Here is a 19,539-nt window from a genome sequence, read left to right as displayed (position 1 = left end):
GTTCGGTCACCCAGGAAGAAGGCGACACCGCCGTGCCATCACAGCCCTCGCACCACGAGGACAAGATCGCAGCCACCTTCGGTCCCAACGAGTGGCTCGTGGACGAGCTGTTCGAGCAGTACCAGGCCGACAAGAACTCCGTCGACGAGGCGTGGTGGGACTTCTTCGAGGACTACTCCCCCGCCGACAACCCGGCGGGCACGACGAGGTCGGCGGGCGCGAACGGCACGAACGGCACCACGCAGGGCGCGACGACGGGGTCGACCACCCCGCCGGCCCCGGCCCCTCAGGAGGAGCCCGCCGCGAAGGCCCCCGAGGAGCCGGCCGCCGAGCCCGCCCCGAAGGCCGCCCCGAAGGCGACGCCGAAGCCCGCCTCGAAGGCCGCTCCGAAGGCCGCTCCGAAGGCGACCCCGAAGCCCGCCCCGAAGCCCGCCCCGAAGCCCGCCCCGAAGCCCGCTGAGGAGCCGGCGGCCCCGGCGCAGGACACCGTCTCCCCGCTGCGCGGCCCCGCCGCCCGGGTCGTGACGAACATGGAGGACTCCCTGGAGGTCCCCACCGCGACGAGCGTGCGCGCGGTCCCGGCCAAGCTGCTGGTCGACAACCGCATCGTCATCAACAACCACCTCAAGCGCGCCCGCGGCGGCAAGGTCTCCTTCACCCACCTCATCGGCTTCGCCGTCGTGGAGGCCCTGTCGGCGATGCCGACGATGAACGCCGCGTACACGACCGACGCCAAGGGCAAGCCGGCCGTCCTGCAGCCCGCGCACGTCAACCTCGGCATCGCGATCGACCTGCCCAAGCCCGACGGGTCGCGCCAGCTCATGGTGCCCGCGGTCAAGGGGTGCGAGAGCAAGGACTTCGGCGAGTTCTGGGCCGCCTACGAGGACGTCGTGCGGCGCGCCCGCGGCGGCAAGCTCACGACCGAGGACTTCGCCGGGACGACGATCTCGCTGACCAACCCCGGCACGATCGGGACCGTCCACTCGGTGCCCCGCCTGGTCAAGGGCCAGGGCGCCATCATCGGCGTCGGCGCGATGGAGTACCCGGCCGAGTACCAGGGCGCCAGCGAGGAGACGCTGACGCGCCTGGCCGTCAGCAAGGTCATCACGCTGACCTCGACGTACGACCACCGGATCATCCAGGGCGCCGGGTCCGGGGAGTTCCTGCGGATCGTGCACTCCAAGCTGCTGGGTGAGGACGGGTTCTACGACCGCGTCTTCCAGGCGCTGCACATCCCGTACCAGCCGATCCGCTGGACGCCGGACATCTCCATCAGCCACGACGACCAGATCAACAAGACGGCGCGGCTGGTCGAGCTCATCCACGCGTTCCGCGTGCGCGGTCACCTCATGGCCGACACCGACCCGCTGGAGTACAAGCAGCGGATGCACCCCGACCTCGAGATCGAGACCCACGGCCTCACGCTGTGGGACCTCGACCGGGAGTTCCCCACCGGCGGCTTCGGCGGCAAGGCGCACATGAAGCTGCGCGACGTCCTGGGCGTCCTGCGCGACTCCTACTGCCGCACCGTCGGCATCGAGTACATGCACATCCAGGAACCGGACCAGCGCCAGTGGATCCAGGACCGGGTGGAGCGCCCGTACGCCAAGCCGACCGCGGCCGAGCAGCTGCGCGTCCTGCGCCGCCTCAACGCCGCCGAGGCGTTCGAGACGTTCCTGCAGACGAAGTACGTGGGGCAGAAGCGCTTCTCCCTCGAGGGCGGGGAGTCCGTCATCGCCCTGCTCGACGCGCTGCTCTCGCGCGCGGCGACGAACGGCATGGACGAGGTCTGCCTCGGGATGGCCCACCGCGGCCGGCTGAACGTGCTGACGAACATCGCGGGCAAGAGCTACTCGCAGGTGTTCCGCGAGTTCGAGGGCATGCAGGACCCGCGCACCGTCCAGGGCTCGGGGGACGTGAAGTACCACCTCGGCACCGAGGGGACGTTCACCGGCGAGGACGGTGAGCGGACGAAGGTCTACGTCGCCGCGAACCCCTCCCACCTCGAGGCCGTCGACCCGGTCCTGGAGGGCGTGGCCCGGGCCAAGCAGGACCGCATCAACCTCGCCGGCGCCTCGTTCCCGGTGCTGCCCGTCCTCATCCACGGGGACGCGGCGTTCGCCGGTCAGGGCGTCGTCGCCGAGACGCTCAACCTGTCGCAGCTGCGCGGGTACCGCACGGGCGGCACGGTCCACGTCGTCATCAACAACCAGGTCGGGTTCACCACGGCCCCGGCGTCCTCGCGCTCGTCGGTGTACTGCACCGACGTCGGCCGGATGATCCAGGCGCCGATCTTCCACGTGAACGGCGACGACCCCGAGGCGTGCGTCCGGGTGGCGCAGCTGGCGTTCGAGTTCCGCCAGGAGTTCGACAAGGACGTCGTCATCGACATGGTCTGCTACCGCCGCCGCGGTCACAACGAGGGCGACGACCCCTCGATGACGCAGCCGCTCATGTACAACCTCATCGAGAAGAAGCGCTCGGTGCGCAAGAGCTACACCGAGGGCCTCATCGGCCGCGGCGACATCTCCGTCGAGGAGGCCGAGGAGGCGCTGCGCGACTACTCCGCCCAGCTCGAGCGCGCGTTCGCCGAGACCAGGGGCACGAAGAACGGCGGGTCCGGGGACGGCGACAGCCGCGGCGGCCTGGAGAAGCCGTCCGCGCAGGAGGCCGACGAGCAGACCCCGGCGCAGGCGCGCGAGACCGCCGTCGAGGCGGCCGTGCTGAAGCACATCGGCGAGGTGCAGGCGAACCCGCCGGAGGGCTTCACCGTGCACCCCAAGCTGCGCCAGCTGCTCGACAAGCGCGCGCAGATGTCGACCGAGGGCGGGATCGACTGGGGCTGGGGCGAACTGCTCGCCTTCGGTTCCCTGCTCATGGAGGGCACCCCGATCCGGTTGTCCGGTCAGGACTCCCGGCGCGGCACGTTCGTCTCCCGCCACGCGGTGCTCACCGACCGGGTGACCGGTGACGAGTGGACCCCGCTGCTGTACCTGGGGCGCGAGGGGGCCGAGCAGGCGAAGTTCTGGATCTACGACTCCCTGCTGTCCGAGTACGCCGCGATGGGTTTCGAGTACGGCTACTCGGTCGAGCGGCCCGACGCGCTCGTGCTGTGGGAGGCCCAGTTCGGCGACTTCTTCAACGGCGCGCAGACCGTCATCGACGAGTTCATCGCCGCCGGTGAGCAGAAGTGGGGCCAGCGCTCCTCCGTCGTGCTCCTGCTGCCGCACGGGTACGAGGGTCAGGGCCCGGACCACTCCTCGGGGCGCATCGAGCGCTTCCTGCAGCTGTGCGCCGAGGAGAACATGACGGTGGCCGTCCCCTCGACGCCCGCCAGCTACTTCCACCTGCTGCGGCGCCAGGCCTACGCCCGCCCCCGCAAGCCCCTGGTCGTCTTCACCCCGAAGTCGATGCTGCGCCTGAAGGCCGCGACCTCGGACGTCGAGGACTTCACGTCGGGCACGTTCCAGGAGGTCGTCGGCGACCAGGGCGGGCTGGACCCGGCGAAGGTCGACCGGGTGCTGCTGTGCTCGGGGAAGGTCTACTGGGACCTCGTCGCCGAGCGCGCGTCCCGCGGCGACACGTCCACCGCGGTCGTGCGCCTGGAGCAGCTCGCCCCGCTGCCCGTGCAGCAGGTCCTGTCCGTCCTGTCGCAGTTCCCGAACGCCGAACCGGTGTGGGTGCAGGAGGAGCCGGCGAACCAGGGCGGCTGGTGGCACGTCGCGATGGGCCTGTTCCCGTCGCTGGCCGCCAAGCTGCGCCTCGTGTCGCGGCCGGCGTCGGCCTCGCCCGCGGCCGGGTCGGCCAAGCGCCACCAGGCCGAGCAGCGCGAGATCGTCGAGGCCGCGTTCACGCGCTGACCCCCGCGCCCACGGACCCCGTCACCCGTGAGGGTGGCGGGGTCCGTGCGTGCGAGCGACTATCCTCGCCCCGACCGCGGGGCGCCGCACCGGACCCGCAGCGCAGACCACCCCGACCACCCTGACGACGAGGAGCACGACCCGCGTGAGCGAGGACCAGCAGTGAACGGCCGCTACGACGTGCGGGTGTGCCTCGTCGGCGACGAGTTCGTCACGGGGGTCGGCGACCCCCGCGCGCTGGGCTGGGTGGGCCGCGTCTCGGCCCGCACCCCGCGCGAGGACCGCGACGTGACCTTCTTCCCGCTCGGCGTGCCGGGTGAGACGACCACCGAGCTGAACGGCCGCTGGCGCGAGGAGACCTCCCGCCGGTTCGTCGGCGGCGACGAGCACCGCCTCGTCGTGGGCCTGGGCCACGCCGACCTCGACGCGGGCACGACGCTCGCGCGCAGCCGCCTCAACCTCGCCAACGTCCTCGACGAGTGCGAGGCACGGGGGTTGCCGACGCTCGTCGTGGGCCCCACCCCCGTCTCCGACGCCGAGCGCAACGACCGCATCGGTGACCTCGCCGACGCGTTCGCCGACGTGTGCGCGCGCCGCCGGATCGCCTACGTCGACACCTTCTCCCCGCTGCTGGAGCACGAGGACTGGTACGCCGACCTCGCCGCCTCCGACGGCACCCACCCCGGCCAGGCCGGGTACGGGCTGCTGGCGTGGCTGGTGCTGCACAGCGGCTGGTACGACTGGCTGGGCGTCCCCCAGCCGTGACCGGCGCCTGAGGTCCCGGTGAGGCTGCACGACGGGGAACCGGCCGCCGGGCCGTGGCGTCGCGCCGCGGGCGGTGAGGTCCTCGTCGAGCTCCTGGCCGGGCTGGACCTCGCGGGGCGGGTCGTCGCCGCCGTCGACGGCCGCAGCGCCGCGGGGAAGACGACGCTCACCGCTGCCCTGCACGCCGAGGCGACGCACCGCGGTGTGCCCTGCGCGGTCGTCCACACCGACGACCTCGCCTGGCACCACTCGTTCTTCGACTGGGCCGACCTCCTCGCCGACGGGGTCCTGCGCCCCTTCCGGGCGGGCGGGGCCGTGCGGTTCGTCCCGCCGGGCTGGCGGCCGAACGGCCGCGACGGGGCCGTCGAGGTGCCCGCCGGGACCCGGCTGCTGCTCGTCGAGGGCGTCGGGGCGGCCCGGCGCGACGTCACCGGCCTCCTCGACGCCGTCGCGTGGGTGCAGTCCGACGTCGAGGTGGCCCGTGCGCGCGGCCTGGCCCGGGACGTCGCCTCCGGCGTGAACGGCGACCCGGAGCAGGCGGAGGCGTTCTGGGACGAGTGGGACCGCGAGGAGGTGCCGTTCCAGGCCGCCCAGCGGCCCTGGGAGCGCGCACGCCTCGTCGTGGCGGGCACCGGGGGCGCCGGCGTCCCGGGGACGTTCCTCGTGAGCACCCGACCGCTCGCGGGCTGAACCGGGCGGACGTCGCACCCGCACCGCACCCGCACCGCACCCGCACCGCACGCGGCTCCGCCCCGGGGTCCACGATGGGGCCCGTGCCCGTCCCCCTCCTCGGTCCGGTCCTGCGCCACGTCGACGCCACCAGCGCCACGGTGTGGGTGGAGGTGGACGGACCCGGCCTCGTGCACGTCGACGTCCGGTTGCCCGACGGCACCGGGCGGACCGCCTCGAGCCCGACCCTGACGCTGCACGGGCACCACTTCGCCCTCGTCGTCGTGACGGAGCTGCCGGCCGGCGCGTCCCTGCCCTACGCCGTCCGGCTCGACGACACGCCGCTGTGGCCGCCGCCGGCCGGGACCTGGGCGTGGCCGGAGAGCCACATCCGCACCCCGGCGCCCGGTGCCGCGGTCCGGATCGCCTTCGGCTCCTGCCGTCGCGCGGGCGACGACGGGGAGGGGTCCACGCGGCTCGTCGGCGTCGACGCGCTGTCGGCGCTGGCCCACCGGCTGCGGGACGAGGCACCGGCCCCGCACCCGGACCTGCTGCTCTTCGTGGGCGACCAGGTCTACGCCGACGACCCCAACCCCGGCATCGTGGACCGGCTGCGGGAACGGCACGCGGGCCGCCCCGACGAGGACGCCGCGGTCCGCGACGAGATCGGGGACTTCGAGGAGTACACCTGGCTCTACCGGGAGACGTGGGGGCCGGACCCGGTGCGCTGGCTGCTGTCGACGGTGCCGACGTGCATGCTGCTGGACGACCACGACCTGCGCGACGACTGGAACACCTCCGACGTGTGGCGCGCGGAGGTCTCGCGCCGGCCGTGGTGGCGCGAGCGCGTCACCGGCGCCTTCGGCAGCTACTGGATCTACCAGCACCTGGGGAACCTCTCCCCCGACGAGCTGGCCCGCGACCACCTGCTGGCCGCGCTGCGCGCGATCGAGGACGACGCCGAGCGCGACGCGGTCCTGGACGAGTTCGCCCGCACCGCCGACGCCGAGCCCACCTCCGCGCGGTGGAGCTTCACCCGCGAGCTGGGCTCGACGCGACTGGTGGCGATCGACTCCCGGTGCGCCCGGCAGCTGACACCCGGTGCCCGGCGGATGACCGACGCGGCCGAGTGGGAGTGGGTCCGCGAGCGGGCCCTGGCCCCCGGCGCCCGGCACCTGCTGCTGGCCACGACGCTGCCCGCCTTCCTGCTGCACGGCATCCACCACGCCGAGACCTTCGACGCCGCGCTCGCCGACGGGCGGTTCGGCCGCCGGGCGGCGCGCTGGGGAGAGTGGCTGCGGCAGGCCGCGGACCTGGAGCACTGGGCGGCGTTCCACCCCTCGTTCGTCGACCTCGTCGCCCTGCTGGGCCAGGTGGGCCGAACCCCCGAACCACCCGCCAGCGTGCTGCTGCTGTCCGGTGACGTGCACTGCAGCTACACGGCGCGCGTCGACGTCCCGGGGCTCGACCCGGCCCGCACGGTGGTCCACCAGCTCGTCATGTCCCCCTTCCGCAACCCCCTCGAACGTGGCATGCAGGTCGCCAACCGCGTCCTGGACCGCATCCCGATGCGGGCCCTGCTCCGGGGCCTGGCCCTGCTGGCGGGGGTCCGGGAGGCCGACGTCGCCTGGGAGGTCGAGCACGGCCCCTGGTTCGACAACGGCGTCATGACCGTCGTGCTCGGCGCCGACGGGACGGCGGACGTCGAGGTGGAGCACGCGGGCCGGTGCCAGGGCGTGCCCCGGCTGCGGCGCACCCTCACCCGCACCCTCACGCGCACCTGACCCGCACGCGCTGGGTGGGGCGCGCCGTCCACGTGTGACGTCTCAGGACATCGGTGACAGTTCTGCATCAAGACATCGGTGGCACTTCCAGCCCTCGTGGTGATGACACTCCTCGGTCTTCGGAGCCCGCCGGGCTTGCCTCAGCTGGCCACCGCGCGGCGCGGACCCCCTGCGTCCGGCGACCCACACGCGGTGCGCACGTCGATGGGCGGACCCGGCCACGCGAGCAACACCGCTGGAGCCAGGCCGCGGCCCACCCGGGCCGGCCCCGACTTCACGGTCACGGACGTCACGGTCATGCCGATCTGCGGATGGCTCGGCACATCGAGTGCCCACCGGATGCAAGAGGTTGCATTTGACGGACCTCTTGCGCAACATGCAAGTGATAGATCAGGATGGCGTCATGGACGACACCTCCATGCACACCGAGCGGGCCCGTGCCGACCTGGTCCGCGCTGAGCAGGCCCTCCGACAGGCGCAGGCCCCGCGGTCCTTCCCCGCCTGGCTGCCCCCAGCTGCCGGGGCGCTGTTCGCCGCGGGGCTGGCGTGCGGAGCCGCCGCGATCGGCGACTGGCGGCCGCGGGCGCTCTACCTCCTCGCCGCGGCGGCCTGCCTTGCAGGCTTCCTGCTGCTCATGGTCGTGGCGAGCCGTGCTGGTGGGCTGGTGCAGCTGCCCGTCGGCACGTCCCGGCAGCGCTGGTTGCGCCAGCTGCCCGAGCTGGCTGCCCTGCTCCTGGGTCTGGTCGTGGGCCTGGGCGTCGGGTGGGCGGCGGGGGTGCTGACGTGGGGCGTCACCGGCGGAGCCGCCCTGTGGTGGCGGCTGGCGCACCAGCAGCGTGGTGCGGTGTGAGCACTCCCGAGCCGCAGCTGCAAGAGGCCGTGCAGCACCCGACCAAGCTGGCCGTAGCCGCCTTCCTCTCCGGCTGTGCCGAGGCGGAGTTCCAGGCCGTGCGCGACCGCCTGCACCTGACCGACTCCACCCTCAGCCGCACCGTCTCGGCCCTGGAGGACGCCGGCTTCGTCGACGTGCGCCGCGGTCACGTCGGCAAGCGCTCCCGCGTGTGGATCGCCCTCAGCCGCGAGGGCCGACGAAGGCTGGCCGCGCACCTAGCAGCGCTCCAGCAGATCGCCCAGCAGGCCGCCGACCTCGGCGCTGAGGACCGTGGCCCCGTCCTGGGCTCCGCCCCCGGCAACTGAGCCCGCACCACGTGGGCCACGTCGCCCACCCCGCCGGAGCCAAGCCCGCCTCGAGCCAGCAGCTGCCCAGCCGCGATGCAGGAGGGGTCTCACCACGCAAGCCGGTTGCGCAGTGCCCGCTCATGCCGCGTTGTGCGCGATCTCGGACGGCCGGCAACGACCTGACCTGACGATGGCCGGACGTCGCCCAGAGCTTGCTCGCGTCCCCGTCGGCATGGAGTAGACAGTCTTTACAGCCGGCGCCACCCGTGGTGGACGTGGTGCGTGGAGCTGTCGAAGCTGTACCAGCTGCCTTGCCCGGGCTGGTCGAAGCTTCGCGCGATCGCTGTTCTACGCAACGAACACTGCAGCAAGGTGCCCACACCACCGTGGGTGGCGATGACCACCTGACTGTCCTCCGGGACGCCGGCGAGCCGCGCACCCCCCAAGACCCGGTCCACCGCCGCCACGATGCGCCGCTGAGCATCGGCCGCCATCTCCCATCCGCGCACGCTGCGCTCGGGCTCGGCGAAGAAGGCATCAGCCAGTGCCTCGAACTGCTGCGGGGGGACGAAGCCCGTCGCGCTGCGGTCGTTCTCCCCCAACTCCTCCTCGACATGCACGGCGCACTGACTGATCTGGGCCACCGCTTGCGCCGTCTGTACCGCCTTGCGTTCCGCGCTGGAGGCCACGAACGACGCCGACCGCACCCACGGCATCACCAGCAGCCGCTGCAGCCGCTCGTACCCAGCTGGCGACAGACCCCACTGCGGCACTGGAACGGCGGGGTCCACCAGTACCTCGGGGTGGGAGACCACGTAGACGATCACCCCGGCAGCCTGCCAGGCCACCGGGCGACCCTCACCGCGCAGCCACTCCGCAGTGGAAGGTCGTGGCTCGGCGCGGGCTCACGGTCATCCCGCGGTGCGCGCGCAGCGCACGGTCATCCCGCGTAGCGCGCGGCCATGAGCGGCCCCTGAGGTCGCGGTCTTGACGAAGAGCGAGCTGTCGCCGGGTACGGGCGAGCATCTGGAAGCCGACTGGATGAGAGGGCTCATGGGCCCGTGTGAGTGATCGTCGCCCGCCCAAGTCGCCCGACGCACCCGCTACCGAGATGCTCCGTTGGTGACGTCCTCGCTCGTGATCATCGCGATGGTTGCCGGTCTCGGCTGGTACTTCTCGACCAAGCGCGGCAACCCGATGCGCTCGAACGTCAACGGCGCCATCTACTGCCTGGGCGCGACGGCCGTACTTCTGGGCTTCGCCATCTACTCCATCGTGGTCACCGCCAGCAGCAATGGGGAAGGCGGCAGCGCCGGCTATGCCGTGGCCGTCCTAACGGTCCCGGTCGCGGCAGCCTTTGCTGCAGGAGGCTGGGTTTTCGCCAGGCGCGCGAAGTCAGCGAGGCACCAGCGACCCGACGACTCACCCGACTCCATGGGCGGCTCCGACGGCTGAGGCGGCACGCTCGTTCGCACATCCCGCGTCGTGCGCGCAGTCGTGGGCGTCGGCACCGGCTTGGAGCGACCGGCAGTGGGGAAGGGCGATGGCGAGGCTGGTGCGCTCCGCGCGCCGAGGAGCCCCCTGCGACGCCGGCGTCGAGCAGTCCGTCGCGGTGCAGTCAGGCCGGTCGGCGGCCCTACTGCCGGTCGCTCTCAATCCCACGACTGTCACCGATGTCCGGATACATCACAGGCGTGCCGTCCACGTGTGACGACTGCGTTACGAACGGGGGGTCGACCGGGCGGCGTGCACACCCGGGCGTTCACCTGGTCCACACTGTGCTCGCTCGCCACCTGCCACCGGAGGTACCTGTGCCCGTTCGCCCCACCGCCCGCCGCTCCCTGCTGTTCACCGTCGGCGCCCTCGCCGCGGTCGGCCTCACCGCCGCCGGCTGCGGCTCCGACTCCCTGTCCGGGGGGTCCACCTCCTCCTCGTCCACCACCTCGGCCGCCCCCACGGGCAGCGCCGACGCGGCGCTGACGGCGATGCTGCCGCAGAGCGTCCGGGACAGCGGCGTCCTGCGGGTGGGCACCAACGCCGAGTACGCCCCGAACGAGTTCCTCCAGGGCACGACGATCACGGGCATGGACATCGACATCATGAACGCCGTGGGCGCCAAGCTCGGCGTGCAGGTGGAGTACTCCGACGCCAGCTTCGACTCCCTCATCACCGGCGTCACCGGCAACCGCTACGACGCGGCCATCTCCTCGTTCACCATCACGCCCGAGCGGCTCGAGCAGGTGAACATGGTCCAGTACTACGACGCGGGCACCCAGTGGGTCGTCGCGAAGGGGAACCCCGAGGGCATCGACCCCGACAACGCCTGCGGGCAGACCGTCTCGGTCCAGACCGGCACCACCCAGTCCAACGACGACCTGCCCGCGCGCCAGCAGCAGTGCGCCTCCGAGGGCGAGCCGCAGATCGACGTGCTGTCCTTCGACTCCCAGGAGGACGCCACCGCGGCCGTCGTCCAGGGCCGCGCCAAGGCCATGCTCGCCGACTCCCCGATCTCCGCCTACGCCGTGGAGCAGACCGGCGACCAGCTCGAACTCGCCGGTGACGTCTACGACTCCGCCCCCTACGGCATCGTCGTGCCGAAGGCCGAGACGGACGCCGCGCAGGCCATCTCGAGCGCCCTGGAGGAGATCGCGAAGGACGGCCAGTACGAGGCGGCCCTCGCCCCGTGGGGCGGGGAGAACGGGGCCGTCACCGAGTTCCCGGTCAACCCCGCCGTCTCGTGAGCGCCCCGGAGGCGACGCGCACCGGGGAGGAGGAACGCCCCGGGCGCATCGACGCCGTCGAGGTGCGCCACCCGTGGCGCTGGGTCACCGTGGCCGTCATCGCGGTGCTCGCGCTCATGCTCGTGCACCTGCTGGTGACGAACCCGGCGTTCGACTGGCCCTTCACCCTGGAGGTGATGAACCAGAGCATCGTCATCCGCGGTCTGCTCGTCGGCACGCTGTTCACGACGGTGTGCGCGATGGTCATCGGGATCACCGGCGGGGTGCTCCTGGCGGTCCTGCGCCTGTCGGACAACCGCGTCCTGGCCGGGGCGGCGTGGACGTTCACCTGGTTCTTCCGCGCGATCCCGCGCTACGTGCTGCTGTCCATCACCGGCGGCCTGGGGGCGTTGTTCGCGACGGGTCTGTCGATCGGCGTGCCGTTCGACTTCCTGCTGCAGCAGTGGTTCGGGACGCCGGACCTGCGGTTGCTGACGGTCTCGCAGACGACCTTGTACGCCCTGTTGGGAACGGTCCTCGGCGGCATCCTCGGGCTGGGGGTGTCCGAGGCCGCGTACATGGCCGAGATCGCCCGCGCGGGTCTGCTGAGCGTCGACAAGGGCCAGCACGAGGCCGCTGAGGCCCTGGGCATGTCCAAGCGGCTCGCCATGCGCCGGGTCGTGCTGCCGCAGGCGATGCGCGTCATCGTGCCCCCCACGGGCAACGAGGTCATCGCCATGCTCAAGGACACCTCGCTGCTCGCGGCGATCCCCGTCTCGACCGAGCTGTTCTTCCGGGTGAGCCAGATCAAGAACACGACCTACCAGGTGATGGCCGGGAACATGGCCGCCGTCCTCTACTACCTCGTCGCCACCTCGATCCTCATGGTGGGGCAGTACTTCCTGGAGAAGCGGTTCGGCCGCGGGTACGGCGCGACGCCCGCGCGCAGGACCGCGGCCGCCGGGGTCTCCCTGGGCCCGGGGGGTGCCAAGTGAGCGAACCGCCGGGAACACCACTGGTGAAGGCGCGCAACGTCCACAAGAACTTCGGCCACGTCGAGGTGCTCAAGGGCATCGACCTCGACGTCCACGCCGGGCAGGTCGTCTGCCTGCTCGGTCCGTCCGGGTCGGGCAAGACGACGTTCCTGCGCTGCATCAACTCCCTGGAACGCATCGACGCCGGCCGGATCTGGGTCGACGGCGACCTCGTCGGGCTGGCCGAGCGGGGCGGGCGGCTGCACCGGCTGAAGGACACCGAGATCGCGCGGCAGCGTCGGGACATCGGCATGGTGTTCCAGCGCTTCAACCTGTTCCCGCACCTGAGCGCCCTGGAGAACGTCGTCGAGGCGCCGATCCGGGTCCGGGGGGTGCCCAAGGCCGAAGCGCACCGCCGCGCGCACGACCTGCTCGAACGAGTGGGCCTGGCCGACCGGGCGCAGAACTACCCCGCCCAGTTGTCCGGGGGCCAGCAGCAGCGCGTCGCGATCGCGCGGGCCCTGGCCATGCAGCCCAAGCTCATGCTCTTCGACGAACCGACCTCGGCCCTGGACCCCGAACTCGTGGGCGAGGTGCTGGCCGTCATGCGCGAACTGGCCGCCGACGGGACGACGATGGTCGTCGTGACCCACGAGGTGGCGTTCGCGCGGGACGTCGCCGACCAGGTCGTCTTCATGGACGGCGGGGTCGTGGTGGAGCACGGCGCCCCGGCCGACGTCATCGGAAACCCCCGCGAGGAGCGCACCCGGACCTTCCTGGCCCGGATGCTGCACGAGGGGTCGGCCTAGGACAGCCAGAACTCCCGCAGGCTCCCGGCGACGACGCCGGGGGCCGAGGCCGCCGCGAGGTGCGACCGGCCCTCCCACACGACCCGGCGGGCGTGCGGGAGGACCGCGGCGAGGGCGTCCATCCCGGCCGGCAGCGGTTCGGCGCTGTCGGCCCCTTGCGCCAGCAGGACCGGCAGCCCGGGGCGCAGCGCCGCCCAGCGCGCCACGTCGTCCTCGTCGGAGGCGAGGGCCTCCAGGTCGTGCGTCCAGCCCTCCGCCAGCCCCGCCGCGCGCGCCGGGTCGGCGTGCAGGTCGGGACCGCCCAGGGTCGACAGCGCCGCCAGCTGGGGCTCGGGCACCCGCGTGACCTCCCGGGCCAGCAGCTCCTCCGCGGCCCGGTGCTCCCCGGCCGCCACGAGCGCGCGGTAGCGGGCCAGGACGTCCTCCAGGGGCGGTCCGGCCAGCAGGACCGGCGGTTCGAGGAGGGCGAGGGAACGGATGCCGGCCGGTTCGGCGAGCGCGGTGTGCAGCGCCAGCGTCGCGCCGTAGCCGACGCCGACCAGGTGGACGTCGGACTCGGTGACGGCCCGCACGGTCTCCAGCAGCGTCCGCACGTCCCGCACCTCGGCCCCGAAGCTCTTGCGGCCGAACCCGTTCGGGCTCGGCGGGTAGCCGCGGCGGGCGAACCGCCACACCTCGAAGTCCGCCAGCCGCGCCGCCAGCGGGGCCAGGGAGTGCAGCCCCCCGCCGGAGCCGTGCAGCGCCAGCACGGGTTCACCGGTCCCGGTCCGCCGCACGGCGAGCCCGCCGACGCGGTCGGTGGTGACGGTGTCCACGAACCGCAGCGTCCCACCGACACCGGGCACCTGGCTAGGGTCCGAGCACCAGCTCGTCGTCGAGCGCGCGCGAGACGCAGGGCATGACGTGGTCCGCGCGCTGCTCGGCGGTCAGGACGAGGTCGCGGTGGTCGGCCGCGCCGGCCAGCAACCGCAGCCGGCAGGTGCCGCACGTGCCCGAGCGGCACGAGGCGTCGACGGCGATCCCCGCCCCCTCCAGGGCGTCGAGCGCCGTGCGGTCGGCCGGGACCTCCACCCGCGCGCCCGTGGGCGCCCAGACCACGGTGAACGGCGTGCGCCGGCCGCCGAGGGGGTCGACCCCGGCGAAGTCCTCGACGTGGACGCGGCTGGGCCGCCAGTGCGCGGTGAGGGCGAGGACCTCCTCGACGAGGGCGGTGGGCCCGCAGCAGTAGACCCGCGCGTCGTCGTCGGGGTCCGCCAGGAACGGCCACAGGTCGAGGCGGCCGTGCTCGGCGCTGTGGTGCAGGAGCGTGCCGTCGACGCCCGAGAACTCGTCGAGGAACACGGTGTCCTCGCGGTCGCGGGTGAGGTAGAGGAGCCGGACGTCCGCACCGCCGCGGGCCCGCGCCTCGGCGACGAGCGCCCGGACCGGTGTGATGCCGATGCCCCCGGCGATGAACAGGTAGCGCTTCGCGCGCTTGAGCCCGAACCCGTTCGACGGCCAGGTGACCTCGAGCGTGTCGCCCGGGCGGACGTCGTCGTGCAGGCTGACCGACCCGCCCCGGCCACCGGGGTCGCGGCGCACGCAGACGACGTACTCGACCGGCCGGCGCCCGCCGGGTTCGACGAGGCTGTAGCTGCGCCGCTCTCCCGAGGGCGTCGTGACGGTGACGTGCGCCCCGCCGCGGTAGCCCGGCAGCGGCGCACCGTCGGGGTCGCGCAGCACGAAGCGGGCCACGGCCGGGGTGAGGTCGGACCTCTCGGCGACGACGAGGCGCATCGGGTCGGGCTGCACGTCGGGCCGCGCGTCAGGCACGGACGTCCTCCCGCACGGGGTCCCCCACCGCGAGCTCGCCACCACCGACGACCTCGACGTAGAACCCCATGACGTCGTGCCCGTAGGTGCGCGAGAGCAGCTGCGGCACCGGCAGGTCGCGCCGGCCGGTGGCCGGGTCCACCTCCGTCGCGGCGCAGCGGACGGTGGGCCGCGCGCCGCGCACGCGCACCCCGCCGAGGGAGAACTCCCGCCCCACCAGGTCCAGCTCGCTCCACGCCGGCAGGCCGTCGAGGTGGACGTTGGCGCGGAACCGGCCCGGATCGAGCGGGTCCCCCGTGCGCTGCTCGACGTCGCGCACCGAGGCGAGGTTGAGGACGGAGACCAGCTCCATCGCCTCGTCCGAGGCGTGGGCGGTGTCGGTGAACCGGCGGCCGGGATCGCGGGCCACGACGGGTTCGGTGCCGGGCGGCAGGTCCAGGACGCGGGCGTAGAACGCGCGCAGCCGCGCGAGCCCGTCGTCGGTGCCGAGGTCGGCCTCCAGGACGCGGTGCCCGCGCACGTCCACGGTGAACACCCCCGTCGCCGGGTCCAGGTGCGTCGTGAGGGCGGCGAGCCGCTCCTCGGCGACGAGGACGAAGAACTCGTGCTTGGAGACCCCGTGCCGCATCCCCGGTTCGTACCGCCCGCCGGGACGGGCCAGCGCGATCGTCCGGTCGTGCGGGACGCCGCGGCCGGCGGTGAGCGTGACGCGGTCCAACGGCTGCGCCGTCATCCCCTTGACGGGGAAGACGAACAGGCCCTCGACGTGCGCGGTCACGACGGCAGCCTACGGGCGGGGCGTCGGCGCGCGGGAGGAGCCGACCGGGCGGCCGCGGGACGAGCCCGGCGCGTCCTGCTTGAGTTCCGGCGGTCGTCGGCCGATCGAGTGACCATGGCCTTCTCCCTGCGTCCCCGCTCGCTGCGGTCCCAGCTGCTGGTTCCCGGCGTGGGTGCCGTGGTCGTCACCGCCGCTCTCATGAGCGGTCTGTCCGCCCTGCAGGTCCACGACCTGTCCCACGACACCGCCGGTGACGTGCAGGCCATGTCCGAGCGCTCCCTGCGCGACACCGGGGCCCAGGTGCAGGCCACCGTCACGACGCAGGCCGCGGCCGTGCAGAGCTGGCTGGACTCCGACCTGCGGGTGACCACCGACCGGCTGACCGGGTTCGGGCCGGCCGCGGTGAACCCCGCGCAGACGGCGACGTGGACGGCGACGAACCAGACCACCAAGGACCAGCGCACGCTCACGCTGCCGCGGCTGGAGTTCGGCGGCACCTGGCTCGGCCAGCAGGCCGACCCCGCGGCACTCGTCCCGGCCATCGACGAGTCCGCGCGCCTGACCGGAGCCGCCGTCACCGTCTTCCAGAAGATGAACGACGACGGGGACATGCTGCGCGTCGCCACGACCGTCGTGGGTGCGAGCGGCTCCCGGGCCATCGGGACCTACATCCCCGCCACGGGCGCGGACGGCAGCAAGAACGCCGTCGTCGCCTCGCTGCTGGCGGGCCAGACGTACCACGGCACCGCCACCGTCGTGGACAAGCCCTACGTGACCGTCTACGAACCCCTGAAGGTGGGGGACGAGGTCGTCGGCGCCGTGTTCGTCGGGCTGCCGCAGGCCGACGTCACCGCCCCGCTGCGCACGGCCCTGTCCTCCTCCGTCCTGGGCAGCGACGGGTTCTTCGCGGTGTTCTCCGACGCGGCCGCGAGCGCCGGGACCGCGGTCGTGGCCCCCGACGGCGGCCAGGACGGGCAGCCGATGATCGACGCCACCGACGCCGACGGCAGGCCCTACGTCGAGGACATCCTCGCCGCGGCGAAGGCGCTGCCCGCCGACGGTTCCACGACGACGGCCGTCCGGCTCCCCTCCGGCAGCTACACCGTCGGCGTCTCACGCTACCCCGCCTACAACTGGGTCGTCACGAGCTGGCTGCCCGACGCCGACACCGCCGCCGTCACCGACCGGGTCACCGGGGGCGGTGCGGCCCTGGTCCGGCACACCGCGCTGCTCGGCCTCGCCATCGCGGTGCTCATGGCCGTCGTCATCGGGCTGCTGGCCCGGACCCTCGTGCGCCGCATCGGCCGCCTCACCGCCGTCCTGCGCCGCGTCGCGGCCCGCGACCTGTCGGCGACCACCCTGGCCGAGGGCGAACGCCACGGCGACGACGAGATCGGCACCATGGGCTGCGCCCTGGACGCGGCCACGCACGCCGTGCGCGAGGCCCTGGCGGCCGTGAGCGACGGCGCGGCCCGCGTCACGCGGGCCGCGGGGTCCCTCGACGGCGCCAGCGACCGCCTCGCGGGCGCCGCGGGCTCCACCGCCGCCGAGATCGACCAGGTCACCGGGGACGCCACGACGGTCTCCAACGGGGTGCACGAGGTGTCGGCGGCCGTGGAGCAGCTGCGTGCCGCGGCCGACGAGGTCTCCGCGACCGCCAGCAACGTCACCGTCGTCGCCGCCGACGCGGTCCAGCTCGCCGAGGCCGCGACGGGCACCGTCGAACGTCTCGGCGACAGCTCCCAGCAGATCGCCGACGTCCTGCGGACCATCACGGCGATCGCCGCGCAGACGAACCTGCTGGCGCTCAACGCGACCATCGAGGCCGCCCGCGCCGGCGAGGCCGGCGCCGGGTTCGCCGTCGTCGCCGAGGAGGTCAAGGAACTGGCCCGGCAGACCGCGCAGGCGACCGAGGAGATCGCCCCCACCCTGACGGCGGTCCAGTCCGAGGCCGCCGCGGTGCGCTCGGACATCGCCCGGATCACCGAGACGATCGCCCACATCGACGAGCTGCAGACGACGATCGCGGCGGCCGTGGCCGAGCAGCTCGCCACGACGACGTCGGTCAGCGGGACCCTGCACACCGCCGCCGACCGCTCCTCCGGCATCGCCTCGGCCCTGGCGGGCACCGCGGGTGCGGTGCAGGGCACCACCGAGGAGGTCCGCGCGGTGCGGGGGTCGGTGAGCGAGCTCGCCGCCGTCGCCGGGTCCCTCGACGACCAGGTGAAGCAGTTCACGCTGCGCTGAGGCCGCTCACACCCGGCTGGGCCGGCGGTCGCGGCCGCGGTCGCGGTGGCGCTGCAGCTCCAGCGTCACCGCGTACCCGTACACCGTCAGCGCCGTGAAGACCCACAGCCACAGGCAGACCGCGACGGCTCCCCCGACCTGGGTGAAACCGCCGAAGGGGGCGCCGAGGTCGACGGGGATCGCCAGGAACAGCACGAAGCCCTGGAGGAACCCCGACACGAACGCCCCGGTGGAGTAGGCGCCCCACAACGCCGCCCACCACCCGGTCCGCACCGGCCCGAGCACCTTGTAGACGTAGACGAGGACGGGCGAGACGACGAGCCAGTCGACGTTGAGGGCCACGTAGACGGCGAGGGCGGAACTGCCGAACGTGCCGGAACCGAACAGGCGCACCAGGAACGGCGCGACCTCCAGGACGGCGAGGAAACCCACCGGCGCGAGCAGCAGCAGCGGCAGCGCCCGCGCCCGCACGACCCAGGCCCCGACCCGTCCGCGCACGGCCGGGGGCGCGGGTTCGGGGTGCCGGACGCTGATGCGCGCGAAACCCCGGCGCAACCCCTCCCCGTACACGGTGGCGGGGACCAGCGCGACGACGACCGCGAGCCACCCGACGTCGACCGCGGTCGCGGCCAGCTCGCGCACGACGTCACCGGCCCCCTGCGCGCTCGGCAGCGCGCTGCCGACGGCGTCGGCCAGCCGCAGCACCTGCTCGGGACCGATCACCGCGGCCAGCAGCCGCACGACGACGACGAGCGAGGGCACCAGCGCGATCGCGGCGTAGAACGTCACCCCCGCCGAGACGAGGAACAGGTCGTGGCCCTGCAGGCGGGTGTGGACGTCGGCGAACAGGCGGCGCAGGAACCTCATGCGCCGGCCGGCAGCAGCCGCACCGCAGCCGGTGACCGCGCCCCCCGGTAGGTCCGCCGGTAGGCGGTGGGCGTCGTCCCCACGAGCCGCAGGAAGTGCTGGCGCAGCGTGGCGGCCGAGCCGAAACCGCAGCGGCGGGCCACGTCGTCGACGCTCTGGTCGCCCTCCTCCAGCAGCAACCGGGCCGCCGCGACGCGGCGCTCCAGCAGCCAGCGGTGCGGGGTGACGCCCGTCTCGGCGCGGAACCGGCGGGCGAACGTGCGCGGGGACATCGCCGCCGCCCGTGCCCACGCCGCGACGTCGATCTCGGTGTGCAGGTGCCCCGCGGCCCAGTCCAGCGCCGCGGACAGCGACTCGTCCGCGCAGGGACGCACGGGCGCCTCGACGTACTGGGCCTGCCCGCCGTCGCGGTGCGGGGGCACGACCATGCGCCGTGCGATGGCCGTGGCGACGGCGCTCCCGTGGTGCTCGCGGACCAGGTGCAGGGACAGGTCGATGCCCGCGGACGTGCCCGCGCTGGAGGCGACCGGCCCGTCCTCGACGTAGAGCACGTCGGGGACGACCTCGACGAGGGGGAAGCGGCGCGCCAGCTCGGCGGCGTAGAGGTAGTGCGTCGTGGCGCGGCGGCCGTCGAGCAGACCGGCGTGGGCCAGGGTGAAGGACCCGCTGCAGAAGCTGGCGACCGTCGCGCCCCGCTCGACGGCCGCGTGCAGCCGCTCGACGAGTTCGGGCGCGGGCGGGCCGAAACCCCGCTTGGTGGGGGTGACGACGACGAGGTCGGCCTCGTCCAGCCGGTCGAGCCGGTGGTCGGCGGTCAGGCTGAAACCCTGCCGCGAGGCGACCGGGCCCGCCTCCTGCGTGCACACCGCGAACCGGAAGGGGGGCACGCCGTCCTCGGTGCGGTCGATGCCGAACACCTCGCAGGCGACGGAGAACTCGAACGCCGAGAACCCCTCGTCGACGACCACCGCCACGTCGTGCAGGTCACCGCGGGTCGCCATGCCGAGCAGTGTGCCAGCGCCCGGCGACCTTGGCAGGATCTGGCCGAACATCGGCAGAGCTGCCACTCGTCCGG

At 73.5% G+C, this 19,539-nt stretch carries 17 protein-coding genes; 11 read left to right on the top strand and 6 right to left on the bottom strand.

What is annotated here, in order from left to right:
• The first annotated feature begins 32 nt into the window (after window positions 1-32).
• From AB2L28_RS08425 to AB2L28_RS08400, 6 genes are all read left to right on the top strand, one after another.
• Window positions 33-3,860 (top strand): multifunctional oxoglutarate decarboxylase/oxoglutarate dehydrogenase thiamine pyrophosphate-binding subunit/dihydrolipoyllysine-residue succinyltransferase subunit, encoded by a 3,828-nt coding sequence (locus AB2L28_RS08425; protein WP_370718292.1) that lies wholly within the window; start codon window positions 33-35, stop codon window positions 3,858-3,860.
• A gap of 162 nt (window positions 3,861-4,022) precedes the next feature.
• Window positions 4,023-4,625, top strand: a complete 603-nt coding sequence (locus AB2L28_RS08420) for a GDSL-type esterase/lipase family protein (RefSeq protein WP_370718291.1) — start codon at window positions 4,023-4,025, stop codon at window positions 4,623-4,625.
• 18 nt (window positions 4,626-4,643) lie between these two features.
• Complete coding sequence (locus AB2L28_RS08415) at window positions 4,644-5,315, top strand: hypothetical protein (RefSeq protein WP_370718290.1); 672 nt, start codon at window positions 4,644-4,646, stop codon at window positions 5,313-5,315.
• 83 nt (window positions 5,316-5,398) lie between these two features.
• Entirely contained in the window at window positions 5,399-7,078 is a 1,680-nt protein-coding gene (locus AB2L28_RS08410; RefSeq protein ID WP_370718289.1) for a DUF7800 domain-containing protein, read from the top strand.
• 403 nt (window positions 7,079-7,481) lie between these two features.
• Window positions 7,482-7,928, top strand: coding sequence for a hypothetical protein (locus AB2L28_RS08405; RefSeq protein ID WP_370718288.1), 447 nt, complete (start codon window positions 7,482-7,484; stop codon window positions 7,926-7,928).
• Window positions 7,925-8,275 (top strand): transcriptional regulator, encoded by a 351-nt coding sequence (locus tag AB2L28_RS08400; RefSeq protein ID WP_370718287.1) that lies wholly within the window; start codon window positions 7,925-7,927, stop codon window positions 8,273-8,275. Before AB2L28_RS08405 ends, AB2L28_RS08400 begins: the two co-directional genes overlap by 4 nt.
• A 230-nt stretch (window positions 8,276-8,505) precedes the next feature.
• Here the strand turns inward: AB2L28_RS08400 and AB2L28_RS08395 are convergent, their stop codons facing one another.
• Window positions 8,506-9,084: a histidine phosphatase family protein gene (locus tag AB2L28_RS08395; protein WP_370718286.1), complete on the bottom strand. Its 579-nt coding sequence runs from the start codon at window positions 9,082-9,084 to the stop codon at window positions 8,506-8,508.
• A gap of 295 nt (window positions 9,085-9,379) precedes the next feature.
• On the opposite strand from AB2L28_RS08395, the gene AB2L28_RS08390 reads away from it, so the two are divergent.
• From AB2L28_RS08390 to AB2L28_RS08375, 4 genes are all read left to right on the top strand, one after another.
• Window positions 9,380-9,712, top strand: a complete 333-nt coding sequence (locus AB2L28_RS08390) for a hypothetical protein (RefSeq protein ID WP_370718285.1) — start codon at window positions 9,380-9,382, stop codon at window positions 9,710-9,712.
• Between the two features lie 356 nt (window positions 9,713-10,068).
• Window positions 10,069-10,998 carry an ABC transporter substrate-binding protein gene (locus tag AB2L28_RS08385; RefSeq protein ID WP_370718284.1) on the top strand — a complete coding sequence of 310 codons (930 nt, stop codon included), beginning with the start codon at window positions 10,069-10,071 and terminating at the stop codon, window positions 10,996-10,998.
• Window positions 10,995-11,972: an amino acid ABC transporter permease gene (locus AB2L28_RS08380; RefSeq protein WP_370718283.1), complete on the top strand. Its 978-nt coding sequence runs from the start codon at window positions 10,995-10,997 to the stop codon at window positions 11,970-11,972. Before AB2L28_RS08385 ends, AB2L28_RS08380 begins: the two co-directional genes overlap by 4 nt.
• A 20-nt stretch (window positions 11,973-11,992) precedes the next feature.
• Window positions 11,993-12,760: an amino acid ABC transporter ATP-binding protein gene (locus tag AB2L28_RS08375; RefSeq protein ID WP_370718393.1), complete on the top strand. Its 768-nt coding sequence runs from the start codon at window positions 11,993-11,995 to the stop codon at window positions 12,758-12,760.
• Here the strand turns inward: AB2L28_RS08375 and AB2L28_RS08370 are convergent.
• Genes AB2L28_RS08370 through AB2L28_RS08360 form a run of 3 tightly spaced genes read right to left on the bottom strand, consistent with a single transcriptional unit; the run spans window position 12,757 to window position 15,350 of the window.
• Window positions 12,757-13,605: an alpha/beta fold hydrolase gene (locus AB2L28_RS08370; protein WP_370718282.1), complete on the bottom strand. Its 849-nt coding sequence runs from the start codon at window positions 13,603-13,605 to the stop codon at window positions 12,757-12,759. The genes AB2L28_RS08375 and AB2L28_RS08370 overlap by 4 nt on opposite strands.
• Before the next feature lie 4 nt (window positions 13,606-13,609).
• Entirely contained in the window at window positions 13,610-14,572 is a 963-nt protein-coding gene (locus AB2L28_RS08365) for a PDR/VanB family oxidoreductase (RefSeq protein ID WP_370718281.1), read from the bottom strand.
• Complete coding sequence (locus AB2L28_RS08360) at window positions 14,565-15,350, bottom strand: MOSC domain-containing protein (protein WP_370718280.1); 786 nt, start codon at window positions 15,348-15,350, stop codon at window positions 14,565-14,567. The genes AB2L28_RS08365 and AB2L28_RS08360 overlap by 8 nt, the downstream gene beginning before the upstream one ends.
• Window positions 15,351-15,464: 114 nt before the next feature.
• On the opposite strand from AB2L28_RS08360, the gene AB2L28_RS08355 reads away from it, so the two are divergent.
• Window positions 15,465-17,597: a methyl-accepting chemotaxis protein gene (locus AB2L28_RS08355; RefSeq protein WP_370718279.1), complete on the top strand. Its 2,133-nt coding sequence runs from the start codon at window positions 15,465-15,467 to the stop codon at window positions 17,595-17,597.
• Between the two features lie 6 nt (window positions 17,598-17,603).
• Here the strand turns inward: AB2L28_RS08355 and AB2L28_RS08350 are convergent, their stop codons facing one another.
• Together AB2L28_RS08350 and AB2L28_RS08345 are read right to left on the bottom strand one after the other, a co-directional pair.
• The gene (locus AB2L28_RS08350; RefSeq protein ID WP_370718278.1) at window positions 17,604-18,464 is read right to left on the bottom strand and encodes a YhjD/YihY/BrkB family envelope integrity protein; all 861 of its coding nucleotides are present in this window, start codon (window positions 18,462-18,464) and stop codon (window positions 17,604-17,606) included.
• Window positions 18,461-19,465: a GlxA family transcriptional regulator gene (locus AB2L28_RS08345; protein ID WP_370718277.1), complete on the bottom strand. Its 1,005-nt coding sequence runs from the start codon at window positions 19,463-19,465 to the stop codon at window positions 18,461-18,463. The genes AB2L28_RS08350 and AB2L28_RS08345 overlap by 4 nt, the downstream gene beginning before the upstream one ends.
• Window positions 19,466-19,539: the final 74 nt, after the last annotated feature.

The sequence above is a fragment of the Kineococcus mangrovi genome (assembly GCF_041320705.1).
Classification (GTDB): Bacteria; Actinomycetota; Actinomycetes; order Actinomycetales; family Kineococcaceae; genus Kineococcus; species Kineococcus mangrovi.
The sequence above is the reverse complement of the archived record's forward strand: the minus strand, read 5'-3'. Positions and strand labels throughout refer to the sequence as shown.

Bases quoted from the DNA above. Each gene is read 5' to 3' on its own strand.
- AB2L28_RS08405 (WP_370718288.1), top strand. From the start codon at position 7,482: ATGGACGACACCTCCATGCACACCGAGCGGGCCCGTGCCGACCTGGTC.
- AB2L28_RS08355 (WP_370718279.1), top strand. From the start codon at position 15,465: ATGGCCTTCTCCCTGCGTCCCCGCTCGCTGCGGTCCCAGCTGCTGGTT.
- AB2L28_RS08350 (WP_370718278.1), bottom strand. From the start codon at position 18,464: ATGAGGTTCCTGCGCCGCCTGTTCGCCGACGTCCACACCCGCCTGCAG.
- AB2L28_RS08345 (WP_370718277.1), bottom strand. From the start codon at position 19,465: ATGGCGACCCGCGGTGACCTGCACGACGTGGCGGTGGTCGTCGACGAG.